We start from the raw sequence: 20,432 nt of genomic DNA, 5'->3' as shown, positions 1-20,432 counted from the left end.
GAACCGCGGGTTAATTACAACCGTACAAATGGTATCTGCTTACGCCGCAAGGCTTTTCTGTTGCGGTGCGACCGGCCATGTCTGGTTGCGACCGTGCGCTTTTGCGGCATAGAGCGCACTGTCGGCATTGCTGATCAGGTCGTTCGACGTGGTCAGCGATGACGGCACGAGACACGCAGCACCGACGCTGATCGTCGTCGTGGTCATGCCGTCGCGCTCGAGATGGCCGACTTCGACGCGGATCCGTTCGCCGAGTTCGATGGCGTCGGCCAGAGAGAGGCCCGGCAGGATCAGCGCGAATTCCTCGCCGCCATAGCGCGCGGCGCAATCGCTGGCGCGTTTGGCATGCCGGGCGATGCTCCAGGCGATCCCGCACAGAACGAGGTCGCCGGCCTGATGGCCGAAATTGTCGTTGAACACCTTGAAGTGGTCGGCGTCGATCATCAGCAGCGAGATCGGTGCGCGGGCGCGCTGGGCGCGCTGCCATTCCTTGTCCATGACCACGTCGAAATGACGTCGGTTGGCGAGACCGGTGAGGCCGTCGGTCATGGCGAGGCGCGCCATCCTGTCTTCCATCTCGCCGCGCTTGCCCATCTCGCGCGCCAGGATCAGCATCAGCGCGCAGGCGATCAGGCCGAGCGCGGCCATGGCGCCGCCGATCTGCAGCGCTTCCTTGCGCCACTGGCCGAAGATCACGTCGGTGGACCGCCCCACCATCACGATCAGCGGATGCGAGCCCTCACGCCAGACGAAAAGACGCCGCACGCCGTCAGTAGCGGAATTGCCGATATGGGAGCCGGAGAAATAGGCCAGCGCTTTCTGTACGCCCGGGACCCGGCTGAGATCGCGGCCGATGATCTCCATGTCGAACGGTGCGCGCATGATCAACACGCCGTCCTGCCGGATGACGGAAATCACGTCGTTCGGCTCGAGCTGCAGGCGATCGGAGATCTCGTGGAAATAGCTGTAGCGGATGAAGCCGGCGACGATGCCCAGAAAAGTCCCGTCGCGCGCGGCGATGCGGCGGCTCAGCACGATGCCGTAACTGCCCTGATGCAGCATCGGCTTGGAGATATAGAGGCCGAACAGCGGATCGCGCTTGTGGACCTTGAAGAATTCCTCATCGGCGAAATTCTGCGGCTTCGGATCCAGCGTCGACGAATCCAGCGTCACGTTGCCGGCGACGTCCGTGACCTGGATGGCGCCGAAGTGGCGCGCGGTGGCGGCATGGTCGAACAGGATCAGTTGCCGCATCGGCCGCGAAATCTCGACCAGTTCCGGCGAGGTCATGTTGCTGACCACGTTGCGCAGCGACAGATCGTAAAGTTCCACATTGCGGGCGACATCGGCATCGATGCTGGAGGCGAGGTTGCCGAGCGTCTGGTGCGCCAGCTTCTCGTCGCCTCGCCGCATGCTGAGCAGTACGCTGCCGCAGATCACCGAGAACCCGATAACGACGATCGCCGCAGCGGCCAGCAGCCAGCGCGGGGAGATCCGGCGGGTCGTCTCGGATGTATTACGGGCCAGCATTGGCTTTCGTCGATCAAAAAGGACTGCGTTACAATCACCGACGCATAGCATCAGAACAGGTAATTCTTTGACAGCTACGCGGTGATCAACAGTTTCGTTTCGCCGTTTTGTGACGGGCGGTTAATAGGATGTGAAAGAAATCGAGACGCTTTGGTCGGCGAATGCGCAAAAAGAAATATGGGCGTGCCGCGCAGGCACGCCCATAAACGTCGGGAGGAACCTGGACAGCGGGTTCCCGCATCACCGCATGGCGCTGGCCACCATGATGTCGCGGCCGGAACGATCAACGTTGTCGTCGCAGGTCAGCGCCACGGCGATGTCGGCGATGCCTTCGGTGGTGTGGTTGCGCGCAGCGGGCAAAGCGATGAACTGCCGGTTCCGCACGCTGCCGTCGAGCACGTCGATGGCGGCGGGTTCCTCCGGGCCGAGCATGCCCGGCGCGATGGTGCTGACGCGGACATTGCGCGTGCCATAGGCGCGCGACAGCCCGCGCGTCATGGCATCGATGGCGGCGTCGGCGCCGGGGTCCGGCGTTGAGGCGGGCGCTGTCGGAATCCCATCGAGCGCGGTGAGATTGACGATGCTGCCGCCAGCGACGCCGAACATCCGCACCGCCTCCTGGCACAGCAGCATGGCGCCGAACACCTTCAGCTCGCGCTGCCGGTGCAATTCGTCCTCGGACACCACGTCCTCGACCTCGCTGCGCGCGAAGGCTCCGTTGTTGACGAGAATGTCGAGCCGGCCGAAGGTCGCCGCGATTTCCTCATAGAGCCGCCGCACGTCCGGCCAGCGGGCGATGTCGCCCTGCACGGCGATGGCGCGGCCGCCGCGCCACACGATTTCGGCGACCACGCGCGCCGCGCCGCGGGGATCGTCCGCGTGATGCACGATCACCGCCGCGCCTTCCGCGCCGAAGCGCCGCGCAATGCCCGCGCCGATGCCGTCCGCGGCGCCGGTCACGAGCGCAACTTTTCCTGCCAGTCTTGTCATGGCATGTCCTTGAATTGGGATGATGTCTGTCTTGATCGTCAGTCGTGTGCGTAGATTGTGTGGCGGAATCGATCCGGGCGTGATCGCGCCCCGACAACAGTCTGGACGCGCAAGGCGGGGAGTTCGACCCGATACCCGTATGGCCTGGCAGATCCGAGGCCCGCGGGCGGCTCGCCGATCTGCTCTGTGGCTGGTGCTGTTATCGCAAACGCAGGCCCGCCGGCGTTAGCGCGATCCTGCATCTGTTTTGCACGATCCTGCAAAAGTGATCCCGCAGCCATTTCCCTGCCACGGCACTGCACCTAGATACACCTCGGCATAAAAGGCCTGCCGCTTGAGGGGTTTGCGTGTGACCGAGACGATTCGTGAGATTGCCGACATCATTGCCCGTTACGCCGCCAATGGCAGCGACCATCCGACCGGCCTCGCCAGCCTCTATCTGAAGCGGCAGACCGAGCCGACGCAGCTCGTGCATACCGCGCAGTGGCCGTGTTTCGGCCTTGTGGCGCAGGGCGCCAAGCGGCTGCAACTGGGCACCGAGACCTACACCTATGCCGCCGGCGATTATGTGCTGGTGTCGCTCGATCTGCCGATGTCGTCCTGCATCGTCGAGGCCTCGGAAGCGCAGCCGCATCTCGGCATGGGCTTTGCCATCGATCCGCAACTGTTGAAGGAGGTGCTCGGCCGGTTCGGCAACGGTCATGCCGATGCGCCCGCCCATCCGCAGCTCCCCGAGCGCGGCGTCGTCGTCGCCAAGGCCTCCGCCGATCTGCTCGACGCCACGCTGCGGCTGCTGCGCCTGCTTGACCGGCCGCAGGACATTCCGGTGATGGCGCCGCTCTTGGAGCAGGAGGTGCTGTATCGCCTGCTGGTCGGCCCTTACGGCGCGCGTCTGCGGCAGATCGCGCTGGCCGAGAGCCCGAGCAACAAGGTCGCCAAGGCGATCTCCTGGCTGCGCAGCAATTATGCCAGCCCGCTCCGCATCGAGGATCTCGCCGACCGCGTCGGCATGAGCGAGAGTTCGCTGCACCACAATTTCAAGACCGTTACCGCGATGACGCCGATGCAGTATCAGAAGCAGCTCCGCCTGCACGAGGCGCGCCGCCTGATGCTGGTGGAGCGTCTCGATGTCGGCAGCGCCGGCTATGCGGTCGGCTATCAGAGCCCGTCGCAATTCTCCCGCGAATATGCCCGCCTCTACGGCCAGCCCCCGATCCGTGACGTCGGCAGTGCGCGCGGCCCCGTGCTCGGAGGCGAGGCCCGCGTCGCGGGGTAGGGCCGCTCTTCTTCCCTCTCCCCCAGGCGAAGCGAAGCTTCGCTAGGCGGGAGAGGGTGGCGCGCAGCGCCGGGAGAGGGGGACTTTCCGCAAGCTCCAACTTCGCCTCGACGACGCTCCCAACTCTCCCGACGTCATGGCCGGGCCTGACCCGGCCATCCATCTTCAGCCGACAGTGCAAATCCAAAAGATGGATACGCGGGTCAAGCCCGCGTATGACGTCGGAGTGTGAGGCGGCGTGGTCGATTCATAAAAGCGGCCGGGTAACAAAAGGGAAGAACATGATCTCTGCGGTGATCTTTGATTTCGGCGGGGTGATTACCTCCTCGCCCTTCGAGGCCTTTGCGCATTACGAGCAGAGCCATGGCCTGCCGAAGGACATCATCCGCCGTACCAATGCGGACAACCATTTTGAAAACGCCTGGGCGAAATTCGAGCGCGCCGAAATCGATCTCGAAACCTTCGATGCGCTGTTCGCCGCCGAGTCCAAAGCGCTCGGCGCCGAAGTGCCGGGCCGCGATGTGGTCAAGCTGCTGAAAGGCGAGATCCGCCCGGAGATGGTCGAGGCGCTGCGCCGCATCAAGCAAACATTCAAGACCGGCTGCATCACCAACAACCTGCCGGCCAATGCGATGGGCTCCACCGACGGCCGCGCGCTCTATGTGGCCGAGGTGATGGTGCTGTTCGATCACGTCATCGAGTCCGCGAAGATCGGCCTGCGCAAGCCCGATCCGCGCATCTACACGATGATGACCGACAAACTGTCGGTCGATCCGAAACATTGCGTCTATCTCGACGACCTCGGCGTCAACCTCAAGCCCGCGCGCGAACTCGGCATGACCACGATCAAGGTGACATCCGCCGCGCAGGCGCTGGCCGAACTGGAAGCCGCGACGGGATTGAAGCTGACTTAAACGACGTCACCAGTATTCGACGACCTCACTCCGACAGAAGTGTCCCCTCTCCCCCAGGCGAAGCGAAGCTTCGCTAGGCGGGAGAGGGTCAGGGAGAGGGGGCGCCACAAGCTCCGTCGCCCGCGGCCCCCTCTCCCGGCGCTACGCGCCACCCTCTCCCGCAAGGGGAGAGGGGAGCCATTAGCGTCAGCACTCACCACAAAAACAAACGGCGCGCTCAACGCGCGCCGCTTGCTCACTTCCCACCCGATCAGATAATCGAACGGTCCACATGGCGCACTTCGCCGGTGCGCGCATCGATGTCGACCTGGATCCATTTGCCGTATTGATCGCGGCCCTCGATCTCCCATTCGTTGTCGTCGAAATGGGTGTTCTGCACCGTCACCACGCCGATCCCCGAGGCGATCGCCAGCGCATCCTGCAGCGTCAGCGGGCCCGATGGCACCGGCACCATGGCCGCGCGCGGCGCGGGCTGGCGCATATAGACATCGGCGGCGAAGGCGGGCGCCGCGACGCCAATCGCGCCCGCCAGTGCCAGCGGAAGCAAGGCCTTCGAAAACACGGCCTTCTTCAAAATCTGTTGCATCGAAATCTCCTCATCTGTCCCACACGCCGCATGCGGCGCAACCGGGTTAAGAACGGTGCACGCTGCACTGCGTTCCCGGAGGAAATGAGGCGATTTGGTGCGGGAAAAGCGGTGATGCGCTATACTGGCAGCAGCACATCAGCACTCTCACGAATGAGATTTTTGATCGAGGTCAGTGATGACAAAGAAAGCTGGCAAAGCGTTGGTGAAAACCGCAACACCCGCGGGTGAGGGGCCTTGCGCTTACTCTGCTGCGCTCACCGCTGGCAGCGCGAACGTCTCGATTCGCGTGAGGTCGCGCTTGCCGGATGCCTGATCGATAGCGAAGCCCACCACATCGCAGTTGGCGTCGAGATCGACCACCAGCCCTGCGACGATTTCCCGGCTCCCGGCGCCGGGCGCATCCTTCAGCGCGATAGAGAGACTGTCAGGATTTTTATTCCGCTGAGATGTCGGGGCTTGGCGGGCCCGTTCGTCATGGATGTATCGGGCGGCGGAAGCTGCCCGCCGGACGACAACCGAAGTAACCGAGCCACAGGAAGAAGCCCATGCCCAGCACGATCCGTCTGCATCGCGTCATTGCCGCCAGGCCGCAGAAGCTCTATCGCGCGTTCCTCGAACCTGACGCGATTGCGAGCTGGCTTCCGCCCTTCGGGTTCACATGCACCGTCCATGAGCTGGATGCGAAGGTCGGTGGCCATCACAGGATGTCATTCCGGAACTTCACCACGGGCGGCAGTCACTCCTTTGGCGGGACCTATCTGGAGCTCGTTCCCGGTGAGCGTCTCGTCTACACCGACCGCTTCGATGATCCCAACCTGCCGGGCGAGATGAAGGTCACGGTGACGTTGAAGGCCGTGTCTGTCGGCACGGAGGTGAACATCGAGCAGCAGGGCGTGCCCGACGTGATCCCGGCCGAGGCCTGCTATCTCGGCTGGCAGGAATCCCTGCGCAAGCTCACGAAACTCGTCGAGCCCGAGATCAAGCAGTAGCGCCGTCGCTTCCGGAACGGCTTGGGGAAATTCAATCAACAGCAGGAAGGAGCGCCAGCCATGGCACTCGCCCGTGTCCAACATGTCTCCGTCTCGCTCGACGGTTTTGCCACCGGCGAAGGCCAGAGCCTTGACGCGCCGTTCGGTCACGCCGGCGAGCGGCTGCACCAATGGATGTTCGCGACCCGATGGGGTCGCCAGATGCTCGGCCAGCCCGGCGGCACGGCGGGCATCGACGACGCGTTCCTGCGGCTGTTCGCGCCCGGGATCGGCGCCGAGATCATGGGCGCCAGGAAGTTCGGTCCTCCCACATGGCATGAGGATCCGGACTGGAAAGGCTGGTGGGGTCCCAACCCGCCGTTCCATACGCCGGTCTTCGTCCTCACCCATCATCCGCGCGCGTCGATCGAAATGGAGGGCGGCACGGTGTTCCACTTCATCGACGCTTCGCCTGCCGAGGCCCTTGAGACGGCCCGCGAGGCTGCGGCCGGCAAGGACGTGCGCATCGGCGGAGGTCCCACCACGATCCGCGACTTCCTTGCCGCCGGGCTCGTCGATCACATGCACATCGTGGTGGTTCCGATCCTGCTCGGCCGCGGCGTACGCCTGTGGGATGGCGTGGAGGGTCTCGAGAAGGACTACGAGATCGAGACGACATCCTCTCCCGGCGGGGTCGCACACATGACATTCGCGCGAAAGCACATACCGCTATGAGAAACGGCGCCAGAAACCGATCCCAAAATGCCATGGCGTCGAACTGCCGAAGGCGTTCGGTAACGGCGTGCTCCACGACATGAGGAACCGATGGTCCGTTTGGCGTAGGGGAGTGCCGAGACCACCAGATCGATGATGAGCGTTTCGTCGCAGTCTGTGATCGGAATATTCGTAAAGCACCTCAGGTCGCGCCGGGGCAGCCTCGGGAGGCCGGGGCTGGCTGGCGCGATGTGCGGAAACTGCAATGTTGCATTGCGGTATTGAACTGTTGCAATGCAGCAAAAGAAGTCTAGGCTCCCTCGTTCAATCCTACGAGGAGATTAATAGTGAAGATGACCTTATCGATCGCCGTCGCGGCCGTGATCTCGATTGCGGGTGGCTGCGCCGGCTTCGCTGCGGAGTTGCCGACCTATGGATCGGCGGGTTTGCCGATATCGGCGGTGCAGGTTCGCGTGCTGGGAGCTGCGAACGTCCAGGAACAGTCGGCAGCGCCAACCTCCACGGCGTCTCTGCATCAGCTGAGAGTTCTGGCACCGCGGACGGAAATGACGACCGCGACGGCACCAACCCGGACCGAAACCGCTCGCGCACTTCGTTGACCGGCACCTCGTACCGATATCGCCGCGTCTTTCATTTTCGAAAGGGCTTCGCGTGCACATCAGGGCGGTGCCGCACCTCTCCCCGCCGGGGAGAGGTCGCCGCGTCTTCGCGGCGGTGAGGGGGCTCATGACAGACGAGCGATCCATCTGCTCAATGTTACCAATCCCGTGATATCTCTATCAGACGAGAGGTTCGCGCACCCGCCTGACCCTGGAGCTGCTGGAAACGGCGCGTGACATGCACGCCAGCGGTCTTCTGACGGACGTTGTCCGCGACAAGATCACGATGCGTCACCGCGTAGTTTTACTGTGAATTCTCCTATCATCGGTGCGGCGACAAAACGCCTGCGGCGTTTATGAAGGCTTTGTTTCGTGCGCGCGCGTCCAATATAAGGTCTCGCCATTCTATGACCTCAATGGAGCCGCGATACTTTCCGCTAAGATCAATCCATCGGCCACGTCCGTTAGATGTCGTTTTCCATCCGCTTGTTTGAACATCTAGTGCTCCAACAATGTCCGCGACGATATAGCAGTGAAAAATGCAGTCCGGTGCCACTCGGACGTTGTCGCGGTCAAATGTCTCAATGCGACCGGAGGTGAGTTCACTCAGGTAGCGCATAACTTGGTTCATTGGCGAATAGCGCTCGTCATAGTCAGGTCGGCCAGGCCGTTTGAATTCAACAAGTAGAACATTCTTTAGGGATTCTTCTTCGTTGAAACCTAGCCCGTGGAGTCTGTCAAATATCAGTAAGTCCGGTCTTTCTGTGTTTTGAGAATCATGGATTAACTGCGCGAACGGAACGTCGGATGCAAAATATCGCGCGAAGGCCAGTCGTTCGTCGATCACCCAAAGGTCGTGGTCGGACTGTTCGACTTGCTCTAAATCGTCGCCGCGCACTTTCATGGGGCATATAAATCCGTGCAGCGTGCTTTCTAGGTGAAAGTTATCCTCTCCTTTTGGAATCTCGCGCACCCGTCGAATAAGAACGTCCATAACGTCAAGCACCATTTTACGCCGCAATACGTATTCGGTGAGTTGCCGTTGTTCTTCAGCTTGCACTTCGCTCGCGGCTTTCCTTACCGCTTCGGCGAAATCAATAGGAATTGCGTCTGAGGATTCCAGGGTCGATACGATCGCTTGCACTTGTTTCTTACGCTCGACATCGCGTCGAATTCGCAGCGGAATAAGTGCTTGTGCAAATTGCTCGGGTTTGACTGCGTTCTTTGGAGTTCGCTTCAAGAGAGTTTCGGGGGCTTCGAATTGAAACGACGGGTATTCCTCAACGAAATCGTTCATAGTTTTGAGGCGGCCGCCTTCAAATATTTGAATCTCTGGTCCTAGAGCGAAGCTGCGAACGCTTTCCGCGCAAAGTTTCGCGATCTCGTCAGAGACCTTTTCGTCAAAGTTGAAATTCGTGCGCTCTTGATTAACCCGCTCGTCGAGAAAAGCGCCACTCACACAGCCGTGGTAGACATGAGAATCGTTATCTCCGAACCGGCCTATTCCGAGAAGCCCGTCGACCTTTCGTGTCGTGACAGTTCGGCCATTGGCGACAAAATGTAGTTGATGGGTACCATCAAAATCAGCGCTTGCTTCCTTTTTGCAAACGAAGCTTGAAATGCTGAGCTCGCCGAATTCTTCGCTCTGAATTTCTTTTGTGCCGCGATCTTCAATAAGAAGGTCTCGAATATCTCTAGGGAATGTAGCAGACGTTCCATCTATAAAGAGGGCAATCTCCGGAGACCTTTCTAGGATGAAGTCAGCGAAGAAATGTGATCCAAAATGTCTGACGACTGAGTTGGCTTGAGAAGGAAACCGCTTTTGGTAAGAGGTTCCCCGGATGCCTTTAAATGTAATTGTCGTCCCCGTTGATGATCCCTGGGGGGCTTCAATAAGTTCTTCGTCGACTATCTGGTCATTCTCGTCCAAGCGAAAGCGAAAGCGTCGTCGAAGAAGCGAGGTGCCTTGTTCGAACACGCTATTGATTTCGATGTCGTCGAAGGCATCAAGCCAAAGAAGCCGCCCGATACCCTTCCCTCCGCGTTCCATTTTAAACGGCGTGTCGGTGGTGCAAAAGGCTGTAAATCGTTCGTTGGTTAGACCGACGCCGTTGTCAGCGATAATGGCTTCGAACTTCGCATGCTTCTTAAGGTTCTTAATTGTAACGGAGATGCGCCCCTGTGCGATCGAGGCGTCTTTGTATCGATCTTCGACTGCATGCGCGGCATTGCTAACCGCCTCAAATATTGGCTGTAGCGCTTCTGCGACTTTCGACGGTTTTGGAAGCCGACGAACTCGATTGATAACGTCACCTTTCATCGCGGTCATATACGGCCTTCCCCATTCGAATGCAGTTTGGCGCTTTTAACTCGGAGGTGCCACCAATAGTTGTGTCCTGCGACAGGCGCTCATCGCAGTTGCCAGCAAACAAAAACGGCCGGATCTTGCGATCCGGCCGTTTTCAAATTTCAGTCCGCTCAAGTTGAGCGGCAGGTCAGGCTCAGGCCGCGACTGCTGCGGTCTCTGCCTTCTTCTTTTCGATGGCGCGCTTGAGCAGCACGGCCTTCTGCGACAGCTCGCTCTCGCGGGCCTTGATCAGATAGGCATCGAAGCCACCGCGGTGGTCGACCGACTTCACGGCATTCGCCGACACGCGCAAGCGCACGCCGCGGCCGAGCACGTCGGACAGGAAGGTTACATTGACCAGGTTCGGCAGAAACCGGCGCTTGGTCTTGATGTTCGAGTGGCTCACCTTGTGGCCCACCTGGGGGCCCTTCAGTGTCAGTTCACAGCGCCGAGACATGGCGAAAATCCTCTGTCATCCCCGCAGCTAAAAGGCGAAGAGCCCAAAGCCGGGCAGGGGGTCAAAAATCACGTCCATTTCAGGAGTGGCGGACGTATAGGGGGCTTGGCCGCGATCGTCAAGATATCCGGCCAGCTAAAGTCGCGGCAAAACCGGCAAAAGCCCCGGCATTCGGGGGGTGTATAGCCCGTCCTACGAGCGGAAACCACATGGAATCCGACGCGGTTCCCATCATATAAACGACGTATTCGGGCCGGAAACAGGTCGCTCCAGCCGAATTTAGCGATGCGGCCCCGCGCCTTGAGCCGGGGATCGCCGACCAGGTGATATCAGCAAGTGAGCCTTCGCACGCCCCGCTTTGTGACCCGACCGGTGACGACCCCGCGGACCGCCGCACCTGCAAGAGTGCGATTTGCGGGTTTTGGCGCGCGTTTCGCCGTCGCCGCGGGCCTGATGCTGCCGGTTTTGCCGGTGGAGGCCTCGGCGCAGGCGCAAGGCCAGATCCAAAGCCAAACGCAAGGCCAGGCCCCGGCCGCCGTGCCGGTTCAGGCCCCCGCCCAGGCGGTGTTGGCGGGCGGCAAGCTCGAAGCGAAATATGAAGCCAGCCTCGCCGGCATTGCGGTGGGCAAGGGCCAGTGGGCCATCGACATCAATGAAGACCAGTATTCCGCGACCGCCAGCGGCGGCACCGCAGGTCTGTTGAAAGCATTTGCCGGCGGCTCGGGCTCCGGCCAGTCCACCGGCCGCGTGGTCGCGGGCGCGCTGGTGCCGTCGAATTATCAGGCCGTCACCACCTCCGCGAAGAAGTCCGAGACGATCAAGATGCTGATCACGCCGGGCTATGTGAAGGAGTTCTCCATCGAGCCGGAGCCGCCGCTCGATCCCGAGAAGATTCCGATCACCGATGCGCATCGCCGTAACGTGATCGATCCGATGACCGGCTCGCTGATGCGCGTCGGCGGCACCGGCGAGTTGCTGACGCCGGATTCGTGCCGCACCGCCGCGTCGATCTTCGATGGCCGCATGCGCTACGATCTCAAGCTCGACTACAAGCGCATGGAAAGCGTGAAGACCGAGAAGGGCTATCGCGGGCCTGCCATCGTCTGCGCCGTCTATTTCACGCCGATCGCCGGCTATGTGCCCGACCGCGCCGCCATCAAATATCTTGCCGCCCAGCGCAATATCGAAGTGACCCTGGTGCCGATCGCCGGAACCCGCGTGCTGGTGCCGTATCGCATGGTGGTGCCGACCCCGCTTGGCGTCGCCATGCTGGAAGCCACCGAATTCGTCACAACCCCCGCGCCGGCCAAGGCCGTGGCCAAGACGAACTGAGTCGAACTGAGAACCAGACACGATTGAGCGGACGGAGGCGCGACGGGCGCTGCGGAATCGCCGTGGAACGGCGCGCGTGTCGCCGCCGGAGTGCCGCAACATGGCCGCAAGACCGGATGCCAATTGAGGGCCGTTATCGCCGGTTTTTTTGCGACTTTCTTGCAGTCGGCTTGCGACTTTCATGCGACGGGCGCTTGACTCAAAGCCGGTTCGGAGTCCGTGCGCTGTTCATAACTTCGGGGATTTGTCGGCCCTTGTTGCGCTGTCACAAACTTGATCTAGTCAATCTCGGAGAATGTCAGCGCGAGATGTTGGGGTGATGCGGCCATGGAGGTGCCGAGTCACCGATTCGGGCCGCTTTCGTTCCGGACTCGTTCCAAACCATCAAAAAGCGCGGCTCTGAAGCGTCGTTACCTGTCTCCGTCTTGACAGTCGGCGACGCGGAAATATCTGAAAAACATGGCCTTTTTGTCTTCTCCGCCCACGCTGTCCAACGGCAGGGCCCCCGGCGCCGGCGTCACCGCAGTGCTCGGCCCCACCAATACCGGCAAGACCCACCTCGCCATCGAGCGCATGCTCGCGCATTCGTCGGGCATCATCGGCCTGCCGCTGCGGCTGCTGGCGCGCGAGGTCTATAATAAAATTTTGGACCGCGTCGGCCCCGAAGCCGTGGCGCTGATCACCGGCGAAGAGAAGATCAAGCCCGCCAAGCCGCGCTACTGGGTGTCCACCGTCGAGGCGATGCCGCGGGATCTCGACGTGTCGTTTCTGGCTGTCGACGAGATCCAGATCGCGGCAGATCTCGAACGCGGCCACGTCTTCACCGACCGCATCCTGCATCGCCGCGGCCGCGACGAAACGCTGCTTTTGGGTGCTGCCACCATGCGCCCGATCATCGAGCGGCTGCTCCCCGGCGCCAGCATCGTCACGCGGCCGCGTTTGTCGCATCTGGAATTCGCCGGCGATCGCAAGATCACGCGGCAGCCGCGCAGGACAGCGATTGTCGCGTTTTCCGCCGACGAAGTTTATGCCATCGCCGAACTCATCAAGCGCCAGCACGGCGGCGCGGCAGTCGTATTGGGCTCGCTGTCGCCGCGCACGCGCAACGCCCAGGTCGCGATGTTCCAGAATGGTGACGTTGACTACCTAGTGGCAACCGACGCGGTCGGAATGGGCCTCAATCTCGACGTCGACCACGTCGCCTTTGCCTCTGACCGCAAATATGACGGCTACCAATTCCGCCGCCTGACGCCGTCCGAATTCGCCCAGATCGCCGGCCGGGCGGGCCGCGCCACGCGCAACGGTACCTTCGGCACCACAGGCCGCTGCGAACCGTTCGAGCCCGAACTCGTCAATCAGCTGCAGAACCACATCTTCGAGCCGGTGAAGGTGCTGCAGTGGCGCAATTCGAAGCTGGATTTCTCCTCCATCGCCTCGCTGCAGGTGTCATTGGCGGAGGTGCCGCGTCACGAGGCGCTGACCCGTGCGCCGATCGCCGAGGACCTTCGCGTGCTCGATCATACCGCGCGCGATGTCGACGTGCGCGACAGGGCCCAGGGTAAGGATGCGGTGGAAAAGCTCTGGGACGCCTGCCAGATCCCCGATTATCGCCGCATCGCGCCCGCTGCACACGCAGAGCTGGTAGTCACCATCTTCAACTTCCTGATGCAGCGAGGGCGCATCCCCGATGCCTGGTTTGGCGCTCAAATCGCGCAAGCAGACCGAGCTGATGGCGATATCGACACGTTATCGGGCCGAATCGCACAAATCCGGACTTGGACATTCGTGGCAAATCGTCCCGATTGGCTCTCAGATCCTGATCATTGGCAGGGAATTTCGCGCGAATTGGAAAATAAACTGTCAGATGCCCTTCATGAGAGGCTCACTGAGCGTTTCGTTGATCGTCGTACCAGTGTATTGATGCGCCGCTTGCGGGAAAACACGATGCTGAATACTGAAATTGGTAAGACGGGCGAAGTGATCGTAGAGGGCCATGTTATTGGCCGTCTCGACGGATTTACATTTTTGCCCGATGCGGCCGAGGCTGGCTCGGATGCGAAGGCCTTGCAGGCCACCGCGCTGAAGGCGCTGGCCGGCGAGATCGACGCGCGCGCCGAGAAACTCGGCAACGCGCCGGACGATCAGTTCGTGCTCGCCTCCGACGGCACCATGCGCTGGACCGGCGATGCGGTGGCCCGTCTGGTCGCAGCCGACGATGTGCTGCATCCCCGTCTCCGCATCATCGCTGATGAGCGCCTCTCCGGCGCGCCGCGCGATGCGGTTCAGGCCCGCCTCGATCTCTGGCTGAAGACGCATATCGAGAAGCTGCTCGGGCCGCTGTTCGATCTCACCAAGGCCGAAGACATCACCGGTATCGCACGCGGCATCGCCTTCCAGCTCACTGAAGCGCTGGGCGTGCTCGAGCGGCAGAAGATCGCGACCGAGATGAAGGATCTCGATCAGCCGTCGCGCGCCGTGCTGCGCAAGTATGGCGTCCGCTTCGGCGCCTATCACATTTATATCCCCGGCCTGCTGAAGCCTGCGGGGCGTTCGCTCGCGGCGCTGCTCTGGGCGTTGAAGCAGGACAATGTCGATATGTCGGCGCTGTCGAGCGCACAGCATCTCGCAGGGTCGGGCCGTACATCCTTCCCGGTCGACAAGTTGCTCGATCGCGATGCGTATCGCGTGCTCGGCTATCGCCAATGCGGCGAGCGCGCCGTGCGCGTCGATATTCTGGAACGTCTCGCCGATCTGATCCGGCCTGCGCTGGCCTGGCGTGAAGCGTCGCCGGGCGAGAAGCCTGCGGGCGCCTTCGATGGCCGCCACTTCGTGGTGACCCAGGCGATGACCTCGCTCACCGGTTCGGCCGGCGAAGATTTCGCCTCGATCCTGCGTGCCCTGGGCTATCGCATGGAGAAGAAGGCGCCGCTGCCGCCGGCAGCGCCGAAGCCGGTCGCTGCGACGACGCCGATCGAGCCCAAGGCGGATGACAACACGGGCGATCAGCCCGACGCCCTGGTGGGACTTGCCGAGTCCGACAAGCCCGGTGAGGACAATGTCATTGCGGTCGAGGCTGCCGCTGAGGCGGCCGAAACTGCCGAGATTGCGACTGCCGAGACAGCCGCCGATGCAACTGCTGATGCAGCTCCGGTTGAAGAAGCGGCCGCCGTACCGTCGGCATCGCTGTTGCCTGAAGTCGCGCTGGTGCCCAGCGCCGCGCCTGAAGCTGCGCCTGTTGAAGAGACGGCTTCCGTCGAAGCGCAGCCGGAGCACGCTGCGGCCGTTGCCGAAACCGGGACTGCTGCCGAGACCGCACCTGCTGCAGTGGCCGATGCTGCTGCGCCTGCCGAGGGCGACGCCGCTGCGGCGGTTCCTGCCGTCGCTGCCGAGCCCGAACTGGTCGAAGTCTGGCGCCCGGGTGGCCGTTCGGAAGAACGCCGTCCGCCGCGCCACGACCGCAACCGCCACCATCGCAATACCAACGCCCCGCAGGGCGCTGCGCAGTCGGCTCCCGCCGAAGGCGCCGTGGCCGATGGCGAGAAGCGCGAGCGGCATGACCGCGGAGGCCAGGGCCGCCGTGATCGCAACAATAACAACGAGTTCCGCCGTCCGCGCAGCGATGCGCCGGCCGCCGCGGCCTCCGCCGAAGGGGCGCCGAACCGCGACAACCGTGGCAATCGCGGTAACCGCGACAGCAAGCCGGGCGAGGGGGCCGTCCCCCGCGTGAGCGCGAACGCTTCCAGGGCAAGGGCAAAGGCAGTTTCAAGGGCGGCGACAAGGGCCGTGAGGGCCGTGGCAACGACCGCGGCGGTGCGACCCGCCCGTTCGCCACATCGGCCGCACCGCGCGAACGGGACCGTCCGATCGATCCGAACTCCCCCTTCGCGAAACTCGCCGCGCTCAAGGAACAGCTCAGCGGCCGCAAGGATTGATACAGGTCATGTGAGGCGGCGCCGTGCCGCCATTTGGTGGTGTGCTGATTGGAGCGCCAGCGTCTTGATAAATGGCTGTGGCACGCGCGGGTGGTCAAGGCCCGCACCAGTGCCGCTGCGCTGGTGCAAGGCGGCAAGGTTCGCATCAATGGCGAGCGCGAGAAATCGCCGGGCCACGGTGTGAAGATTGGCGACGTCCTCACGGTGGCGCTGGATCGCACCGTGCGGGTGATGAAGGTCGAGGGCTTCTCGGAACGGCGCGGCGATGCCACTGCGGCGCGTGTGCTCTATACCGATTTGCAACACGTTCCGGAGTAACTATCTAGGCCAGACGCCGCGTCCAACGATGGTTTTGTGGCAGGCTTTTCCCTTGGTCGAAATGCCCTGACCTATGCCGGCCGCATCCCTTGCGGCAGCGGGGTTGGTGCGCTACGCAAACACTGAATATCGATCGTTTCCGGAGTTCTGGATGACTTACGTCGTCACCGACAATTGCATCAAATGTAAATACACCGACTGCGTCGAAGTCTGTCCCGTGGACTGCTTCTACGAGGGTGAAAACATGCTGGTCATCCATCCGGACGAATGCATTGATTGCGGTGTCTGCGAGCCGGAATGTCCCGCTGACGCGATTAAGCCGGATACCGAAGGCAATATCGAGAAGTGGCTGCAGATCAATTTGGAACACGCCAAGACGTGGCCGAACATCACCCAGAAGATCGACGAACTGCCCGAAGCCAAGGAATTCGACGGTCAGGAAGGCAAGTACGAGAAGTATTTCTCGGCGGCGCCCGGCAAGGGCGACTGAGTTCCCCGGTCACAGCGATCAAGCAATTGATTGGGTGACCCCGATCCCCCAGCCACACGAAATTTACCCTAGCCCCGATTATGCCCCGGAAGCGGCCGCCGAGCGGCCGCGACAGGGCATAAATCATTGATTTTTGCGGGAAATGTGCTATAATAGGCACAATTCAAGAAGCTGGACCATGTGGTGCCGCTCGATTTGGCCCTGCCGGGTTCCCGTTTAAACATCAAACAGGGGCGTGGCGGTTTCCACGCGCAGGCTGTGTCACAGAAAACGCGTAAAAAGAGTGTTTCCAAGGCTGCTGTTTCGAAGAAGGCTACTGCTTCGAAGGTTTTGGATCCGAAGGCTTCCAAGAAAACAACTGCGGCGAGCCGCGTTGTGAAGGGTCCTGCTGCGAAGAATTCTGTCACCAAAGGCCGTGCCCGGGCCCCTGTCAAGGACACCCGGACCGCCGCGAAGGCTGCGGCTGAAAAGTCCTCCAAAAATAAAAGAAGTGCAATGCCCAACAAGACTGCCAAACCTGCCCCGAAGGCTGCTGCTTCGAAGACCACTGCCGCCAAGCCTGCTGCGCCGAAACCGGCCGCGAAGGCTCCTGTGGCCAAGGCTCCGGTTGCTGCGCCTGCTGTGAAGGCTGCTGCGCCGAAGGAAGCGGCCAAGGTTGCTGCAAAGCCCGTGGCCGCCAAGCCGGCGCCTGCTGCGGCTCCACGCGCCGAAGAGCCGAAGAAGCCACTGACCCAGCGTCAGGGCTTCAAGACCAACGAATTCGTTGTCTATCCGGCGCATGGTGTTGGCCAGATCCTCGCCATCGAAGAGCAGGAAATTGCAGGCGCCAGGCTTGAACTCTTCGTGATCAATTTCATGAAGGACAAGATGACCCTGCGCGTTCCGACCGCGAAGGTCGCGAATGTCGGCATGCGCAAGCTGTCCGAGCCGGCGCTGGTCAAGCGCGCGCTGGAGACGCTGAAGGGCCGTGCCCGCATCAAGCGAACGATGTGGTCGCGCCGCGCACAGGAATACGAAGCGAAGATCAACTCGGGCGATATCGTTGCGATCGCCGAAGTGGTCCGAGATCTGTTCCGCTCCGACTCGCAGCCCGAGCAGTCCTACAGCGAACGTCAGCTGTATGAAGCAGCTCTCGATCGTCTGTCGCGCGAAATCGCTGTGGTCCAGCACGTCACCGAGACCGAAGCGGTCAAGGAGATTGAAGGCCAGCTCGCCAAGAGCCCGCGCCGTGGCGCCAAGGCCGAGGCAGGCGCCGAAGCCGGTGCTGACGAGGCCGACAGCGATGGTGACGATGATGTCGCCGCCGCGGACGAGGCTGCATAAGCAGCGTCTCGCAAGTTGAATACGAAAAGCCCGGCCGAGAGGCCGGGCTTTTTTGTTGTCGATGAGCAAGTAGCTGGGTGGATTTCAATCCACCACGACCTTGACGCGGTCGCGGGCTTTCACGCTGGCATTGTTCTCGAGCCCGTTCAATACGCGGAAGCGCTCCAGTGGACGATCGACGCCGCTCATGCGATGCGACAGTGACTCCACGGTGTCTCCGGGCTGCACGGTGATCACCTTGATGCGCAGCGGACGGGCGGCCTGAATCTCGGCCAGCGTCAGGCGGCGGAACGAGTTGACCGTCTCGCGGGCGTTGCGTTCGCTCTCGGTGCTCTTCTGCTTGGCAGCGAAGATGAAGCGGTAGACGTCGCTGCCGAAGCGCAGCGCGTAAACGCGGAATTGCCACTGGTCGCCGCGCGCGATGGCGGACGCTGCCGGGAAGCCGTTGATGGTCAGCTCTTCCGTGGTGGCTTTGTCGACATTCTCCATCCATCCGGAATTGAGGTAGTCGCTCAGCGTCTGTTCGGAAGGTACGCGGACCACGTCGAAGCGCATGGCCTGACTGCCGCCTTCGCGCACGCCGATCACCGCCTGCGCCGTATTGTCGAGGGTGAAGGCCTCCGGCGCCTGGAAGGTGAAGCCGAGCTTGGGATGCAGGAAGCGGCGGCCGCGCACGAAACCCTCGCTCGGGTCCTCGCCATAGACGATGCCGTCGATGGCCGAGAGATAGGTCTCGCGATCGCGCTCGCCGCCGTCGGGCGAGGAATATTGCCGCGCATTGGCTTGCGCATTCTGCACGCGCTCGGGCGTCGCCGGATGGGACGACAGGAAGTCCTGCGCGCGGGGATCGAGCGGCGTGCGGCTGGCCTTCAGCGCCGCGTTACGCTCCATCGCAGCGAGAAAGCGCGACGCGCCATAGGGATCGAACTTTGCGCGGGCCGAGATGCCTACGCCTATGCCGTCGGCTTCGAATTCCTGCGCGCGCGAGAAGCTCGCCATTGTCAGTTTGGATTTGGCGAGCGCGAGCGCAGTGAGATCGGGATCGCTGCCCATATCGGTGACGACGCGCGTGACGATCGATGCCTGCCGTGCCTGCTCTTCGCGGATGGACGCGTGTTTGGCGAGCACATGCGCCATCTCGTGCGACAGCACCGATGAAATCTCGGATGTATCGCTGGCCAGCGCGATCAGGCCGCGCGTGACATAGAGTTGTCCGGTCGGCAGGGCGAAGGCGTTGACGGCGCCCGAATTGAGGATCGTAACCTTGTAGGCCAGGTCTGGTCGCTCAGAGGCAGCGACCAGCCGATCGACGGTCTTGGTGATCAGTGATTCCAGCCGCGGGTCGTCATAGGCGCCGCCATAGGATGCGAGGATGCGCTCGTGTTCTTTCTCGGCGGCCGGGGTCTGCACGACGGCCGGCTTCGGCGGTTTGGCCGCTACCGTTGGCTTGACCGACGAGGCGGCCTCGAACCGGCTGGCATCGCCGCAGGCCGACAGAGCAAGCGCAGCGCACAGCAGGGCCGGCGCAGCCCAAAGGCGGCGGCTCAAGCTGGTTTGCCGTCCCACACCCGTCACGTCGTCCACTCTCTGCCCAAACAGCCCATTCGCCCAAATCATCTTCGCTCAAGCGATCTTGCTGCCCAAGTGGCCTACTTGTCCCCGACCACTTCGATCTGCCACACCCCGAGCGCCTCGATCCGCGGCCCGCCGCGCCTCTCGATCCATCCCCGAACGCGAATATGCCGTCTTTCCAGAGACTTAAGCATAATTCCTGCCGTCTCGAAGGCGGCCATCATGCGCCTTGAAACAGTCACCGCAAAGTCCTCAGTCCAGCGACGCCCGAAATTGACGTAGGTCACCGTCCCAGCCTGGCGAACCGACAGAACCCGCCCCTCGACCACCCCGAAACGCCCCACATCGGCCAAGATATCGCCGGGACTTTCCGCGTTTTTTATGACGTTGGTTTGAGCCCAGATTCCGCGCTTCGACCGGCGGGCTGAGCCTTCCGCAGCGGCGAGTTCCGCCGCACAGGCTTTATCCGAAACCGTGCCGGAGGCGAGGGCGGCGCCCTGCGTTAGAAGCTGCGCCTGGAGCGACGGCGCAGCGGGATCGACGAAGACAAAAGCCGGTTGTCGGCCGTAGCGATCCGGCATGTCGCTTTCGCCGTACAAGGTGACATCACGGCCGGCAATCAATGCGAAGAGATCATTCGTCGGCCTTGATGAGTTTGCGATCGGCTCGATCCCCGCCAGACGGATTACGTTGCCGTCGCTCAAACGTAATGTTCTGATATCGATCACGTCGGCGACGCGACCTTCGCCCTGCGCGGCAAACATGCAGGTGGCCGACGCAGATTGCGCGGATGTTGAAATGCCGATCACTGCCAGCAACAGCGTTGCGGCATGCGACACGTCACACTTTGCAGATGCGGCACGCATCACGCCACCTTGCGAGCTCCGGTCAACCTCTCGTCGATCATAGCAAGCAATCCATTCCGCTTTGCGGAAAACCTTGATGTCTTTGCAGCTATTCTTGGCAGCGCCGCCGCTTGCCGCTGTTGTTCCATTGCGGCATGATCGCGATAACAACAACACCGCGCACGAACAACAACGGCGCGTCTGAGGGAGGGACT

General features: G+C 62.0%; 17 protein-coding genes. 10 read left to right on the top strand and 7 right to left on the bottom strand.

Translation table 11 applies throughout. The features are described 5' to 3' along the window. Nucleotides 1–39 precede the first annotated feature (39 nt). Nucleotides 40–1,530 (bottom strand): sensor domain-containing diguanylate cyclase, encoded by a 1,491-nt coding sequence (locus RSO67_RS15410; RefSeq protein ID WP_315839525.1) that lies wholly within the window; start codon nucleotides 1,528–1,530, stop codon nucleotides 40–42. A gap of 240 nt (nucleotides 1,531–1,770) precedes the next feature. Beyond that, on the bottom strand, nucleotides 1,771–2,520 hold the full coding sequence (locus RSO67_RS15405; protein ID WP_315839523.1) for an SDR family NAD(P)-dependent oxidoreductase: 750 nt from the start codon (nucleotides 2,518–2,520) through the stop codon (nucleotides 1,771–1,773). Between the two features lie 349 nt (nucleotides 2,521–2,869). On the opposite strand from RSO67_RS15405, the gene RSO67_RS15400 reads away from it, so the two are divergent. Both RSO67_RS15400 and RSO67_RS15395 read left to right on the top strand, forming a co-directional pair. Further along, nucleotides 2,870–3,796, top strand: a complete 927-nt coding sequence (locus RSO67_RS15400) for an AraC family transcriptional regulator (protein ID WP_231078897.1) — start codon at nucleotides 2,870–2,872, stop codon at nucleotides 3,794–3,796. 281 nt (nucleotides 3,797–4,077) lie between these two features. Further along, nucleotides 4,078–4,710 carry an HAD-IA family hydrolase gene (locus RSO67_RS15395; protein ID WP_315839519.1) on the top strand — a complete coding sequence of 211 codons (633 nt, stop codon included), beginning with the start codon at nucleotides 4,078–4,080 and terminating at the stop codon, nucleotides 4,708–4,710. 250 nt (nucleotides 4,711–4,960) lie between these two features. On the opposite strand, the gene RSO67_RS15390 is transcribed toward RSO67_RS15395, so the two are convergent. Beyond that, complete coding sequence (locus RSO67_RS15390) at nucleotides 4,961–5,296, bottom strand: PepSY domain-containing protein (protein WP_184512217.1); 336 nt, start codon at nucleotides 5,294–5,296, stop codon at nucleotides 4,961–4,963. Between the two features lie 548 nt (nucleotides 5,297–5,844). Here RSO67_RS15390 and RSO67_RS15385 point away from each other — a divergent pair. From RSO67_RS15385 to RSO67_RS15375, 3 genes are all read left to right on the top strand, one after another. Continuing rightward, complete coding sequence (locus tag RSO67_RS15385) at nucleotides 5,845–6,288, top strand: SRPBCC family protein (protein WP_315839514.1); 444 nt, start codon at nucleotides 5,845–5,847, stop codon at nucleotides 6,286–6,288. 60 nt (nucleotides 6,289–6,348) lie between these two features. Next, nucleotides 6,349–7,002, top strand: a complete 654-nt coding sequence (locus RSO67_RS15380; RefSeq protein ID WP_315839512.1) for a dihydrofolate reductase family protein — start codon at nucleotides 6,349–6,351, stop codon at nucleotides 7,000–7,002. 332 nt (nucleotides 7,003–7,334) lie between these two features. Beyond that, a complete protein-coding gene (locus RSO67_RS15375; protein ID WP_410001890.1) occupies nucleotides 7,335–7,601 on the top strand; it encodes a hypothetical protein in 267 nt (88 codons plus the stop codon). Nucleotides 7,602–7,923: 322 nt separating this feature from the next. Here RSO67_RS15375 and RSO67_RS15370 read toward each other — a convergent pair whose 3' ends face one another. Both RSO67_RS15370 and rpmB read right to left on the bottom strand, forming a co-directional pair. After that, nucleotides 7,924–9,930, bottom strand: coding sequence for an ATP-binding protein (locus RSO67_RS15370; RefSeq protein ID WP_315839510.1), 2,007 nt, complete (start codon nucleotides 9,928–9,930; stop codon nucleotides 7,924–7,926). A gap of 172 nt (nucleotides 9,931–10,102) precedes the next feature. Beyond that, a complete protein-coding gene (gene rpmB / locus RSO67_RS15365) occupies nucleotides 10,103–10,405 on the bottom strand; it encodes a 50S ribosomal protein L28 (protein ID WP_089267758.1) in 303 nt (100 codons plus the stop codon). A gap of 405 nt (nucleotides 10,406–10,810) precedes the next feature. Here rpmB and RSO67_RS15360 point away from each other — a divergent pair, with 405 nt between their 5' ends. The 5 genes from RSO67_RS15360 (at nucleotide 10,811) to RSO67_RS15340 (ending at nucleotide 17,800) form a co-directional block, all read left to right on the top strand. After that, on the top strand, nucleotides 10,811–11,737 hold the full coding sequence (locus tag RSO67_RS15360) for a DUF3108 domain-containing protein (RefSeq protein ID WP_315844134.1): 927 nt from the start codon (nucleotides 10,811–10,813) through the stop codon (nucleotides 11,735–11,737). Between the two features lie 459 nt (nucleotides 11,738–12,196). Further along, nucleotides 12,197–15,853, top strand: coding sequence for a helicase-related protein (locus RSO67_RS15355; RefSeq protein WP_410001864.1), 3,657 nt, complete (start codon nucleotides 12,197–12,199; stop codon nucleotides 15,851–15,853). Then, entirely contained in the window at nucleotides 15,745–15,987 is a 243-nt protein-coding gene (locus RSO67_RS15350; protein ID WP_410001889.1) for a S4 domain-containing protein, read from the top strand. The genes RSO67_RS15355 and RSO67_RS15350 overlap by 109 nt, the downstream gene beginning before the upstream one ends. 151 nt (nucleotides 15,988–16,138) lie before the next feature. After that, nucleotides 16,139–16,477: a ferredoxin FdxA gene (gene fdxA, locus RSO67_RS15345; RefSeq protein WP_068730400.1), complete on the top strand. Its 339-nt coding sequence runs from the start codon at nucleotides 16,139–16,141 to the stop codon at nucleotides 16,475–16,477. Nucleotides 16,478–16,735: 258 nt separating this feature from the next. Continuing rightward, on the top strand, nucleotides 16,736–17,800 hold the full coding sequence (locus RSO67_RS15340; RefSeq protein WP_410001863.1) for a CarD family transcriptional regulator: 1,065 nt from the start codon (nucleotides 16,736–16,738) through the stop codon (nucleotides 17,798–17,800). 84 nt (nucleotides 17,801–17,884) lie between these two features. On the opposite strand, the gene RSO67_RS15335 is transcribed toward RSO67_RS15340, so the two are convergent. Further along, entirely contained in the window at nucleotides 17,885–19,348 is a 1,464-nt protein-coding gene (locus RSO67_RS15335) for a M48 family metalloprotease (RefSeq protein ID WP_315844132.1), read from the bottom strand. A 101-nt stretch (nucleotides 19,349–19,449) separates the two neighbouring features. Beyond that, nucleotides 19,450–20,238: a thermonuclease family protein gene (locus RSO67_RS15330; protein ID WP_315844131.1), complete on the bottom strand. Its 789-nt coding sequence runs from the start codon at nucleotides 20,236–20,238 to the stop codon at nucleotides 19,450–19,452. Between the last annotated feature and the right edge of the window lie 194 nt (nucleotides 20,239–20,432).

The sequence above is a fragment of the Tardiphaga sp. 709 genome (genome assembly GCF_032401055.1).
Taxonomy (GTDB): domain Bacteria; phylum Pseudomonadota; class Alphaproteobacteria; order Rhizobiales; family Xanthobacteraceae; genus Tardiphaga.
This window is presented reverse-complemented; position numbering and strand designations above follow the sequence as displayed.

Excerpts from the sequence above, each read along its gene's own strand:
- RSO67_RS15390 (WP_184512217.1), bottom strand. The coding sequence starts at position 5,296 with ATGCAACAGATTTTGAAGAAGGCCGTGTTTTCGAAGGCCTTGCTTCCG.
- RSO67_RS15410 (WP_315839525.1), bottom strand. The coding sequence starts at position 1,530 with ATGCTGGCCCGTAATACATCCGAGACGACCCGCCGGATCTCCCCGCGC.
- RSO67_RS15380 (WP_315839512.1), top strand. The coding sequence starts at position 6,349 with ATGGCACTCGCCCGTGTCCAACATGTCTCCGTCTCGCTCGACGGTTTT.
- RSO67_RS15405 (WP_315839523.1), bottom strand. The coding sequence starts at position 2,520 with ATGACAAGACTGGCAGGAAAAGTTGCGCTCGTGACCGGCGCCGCGGAC.
- RSO67_RS15375 (WP_410001890.1), top strand. The coding sequence starts at position 7,335 with ATGACCTTATCGATCGCCGTCGCGGCCGTGATCTCGATTGCGGGTGGC.
- RSO67_RS15395 (WP_315839519.1), top strand. The coding sequence starts at position 4,078 with ATGATCTCTGCGGTGATCTTTGATTTCGGCGGGGTGATTACCTCCTCG.
- RSO67_RS15330 (WP_315844131.1), bottom strand. The coding sequence starts at position 20,238 with ATGCGTGCCGCATCTGCAAAGTGTGACGTGTCGCATGCCGCAACGCTG.
- RSO67_RS15385 (WP_315839514.1), top strand. The coding sequence starts at position 5,845 with ATGCCCAGCACGATCCGTCTGCATCGCGTCATTGCCGCCAGGCCGCAG.
- fdxA (WP_068730400.1), top strand. The coding sequence starts at position 16,139 with ATGACTTACGTCGTCACCGACAATTGCATCAAATGTAAATACACCGAC.
- RSO67_RS15370 (WP_315839510.1), bottom strand. The coding sequence starts at position 9,930 with ATGACCGCGATGAAAGGTGACGTTATCAATCGAGTTCGTCGGCTTCCA.
- RSO67_RS15355 (WP_410001864.1), top strand. The coding sequence starts at position 12,197 with ATGGCCTTTTTGTCTTCTCCGCCCACGCTGTCCAACGGCAGGGCCCCC.
- rpmB (WP_089267758.1), bottom strand. The coding sequence starts at position 10,405 with ATGTCTCGGCGCTGTGAACTGACACTGAAGGGCCCCCAGGTGGGCCAC.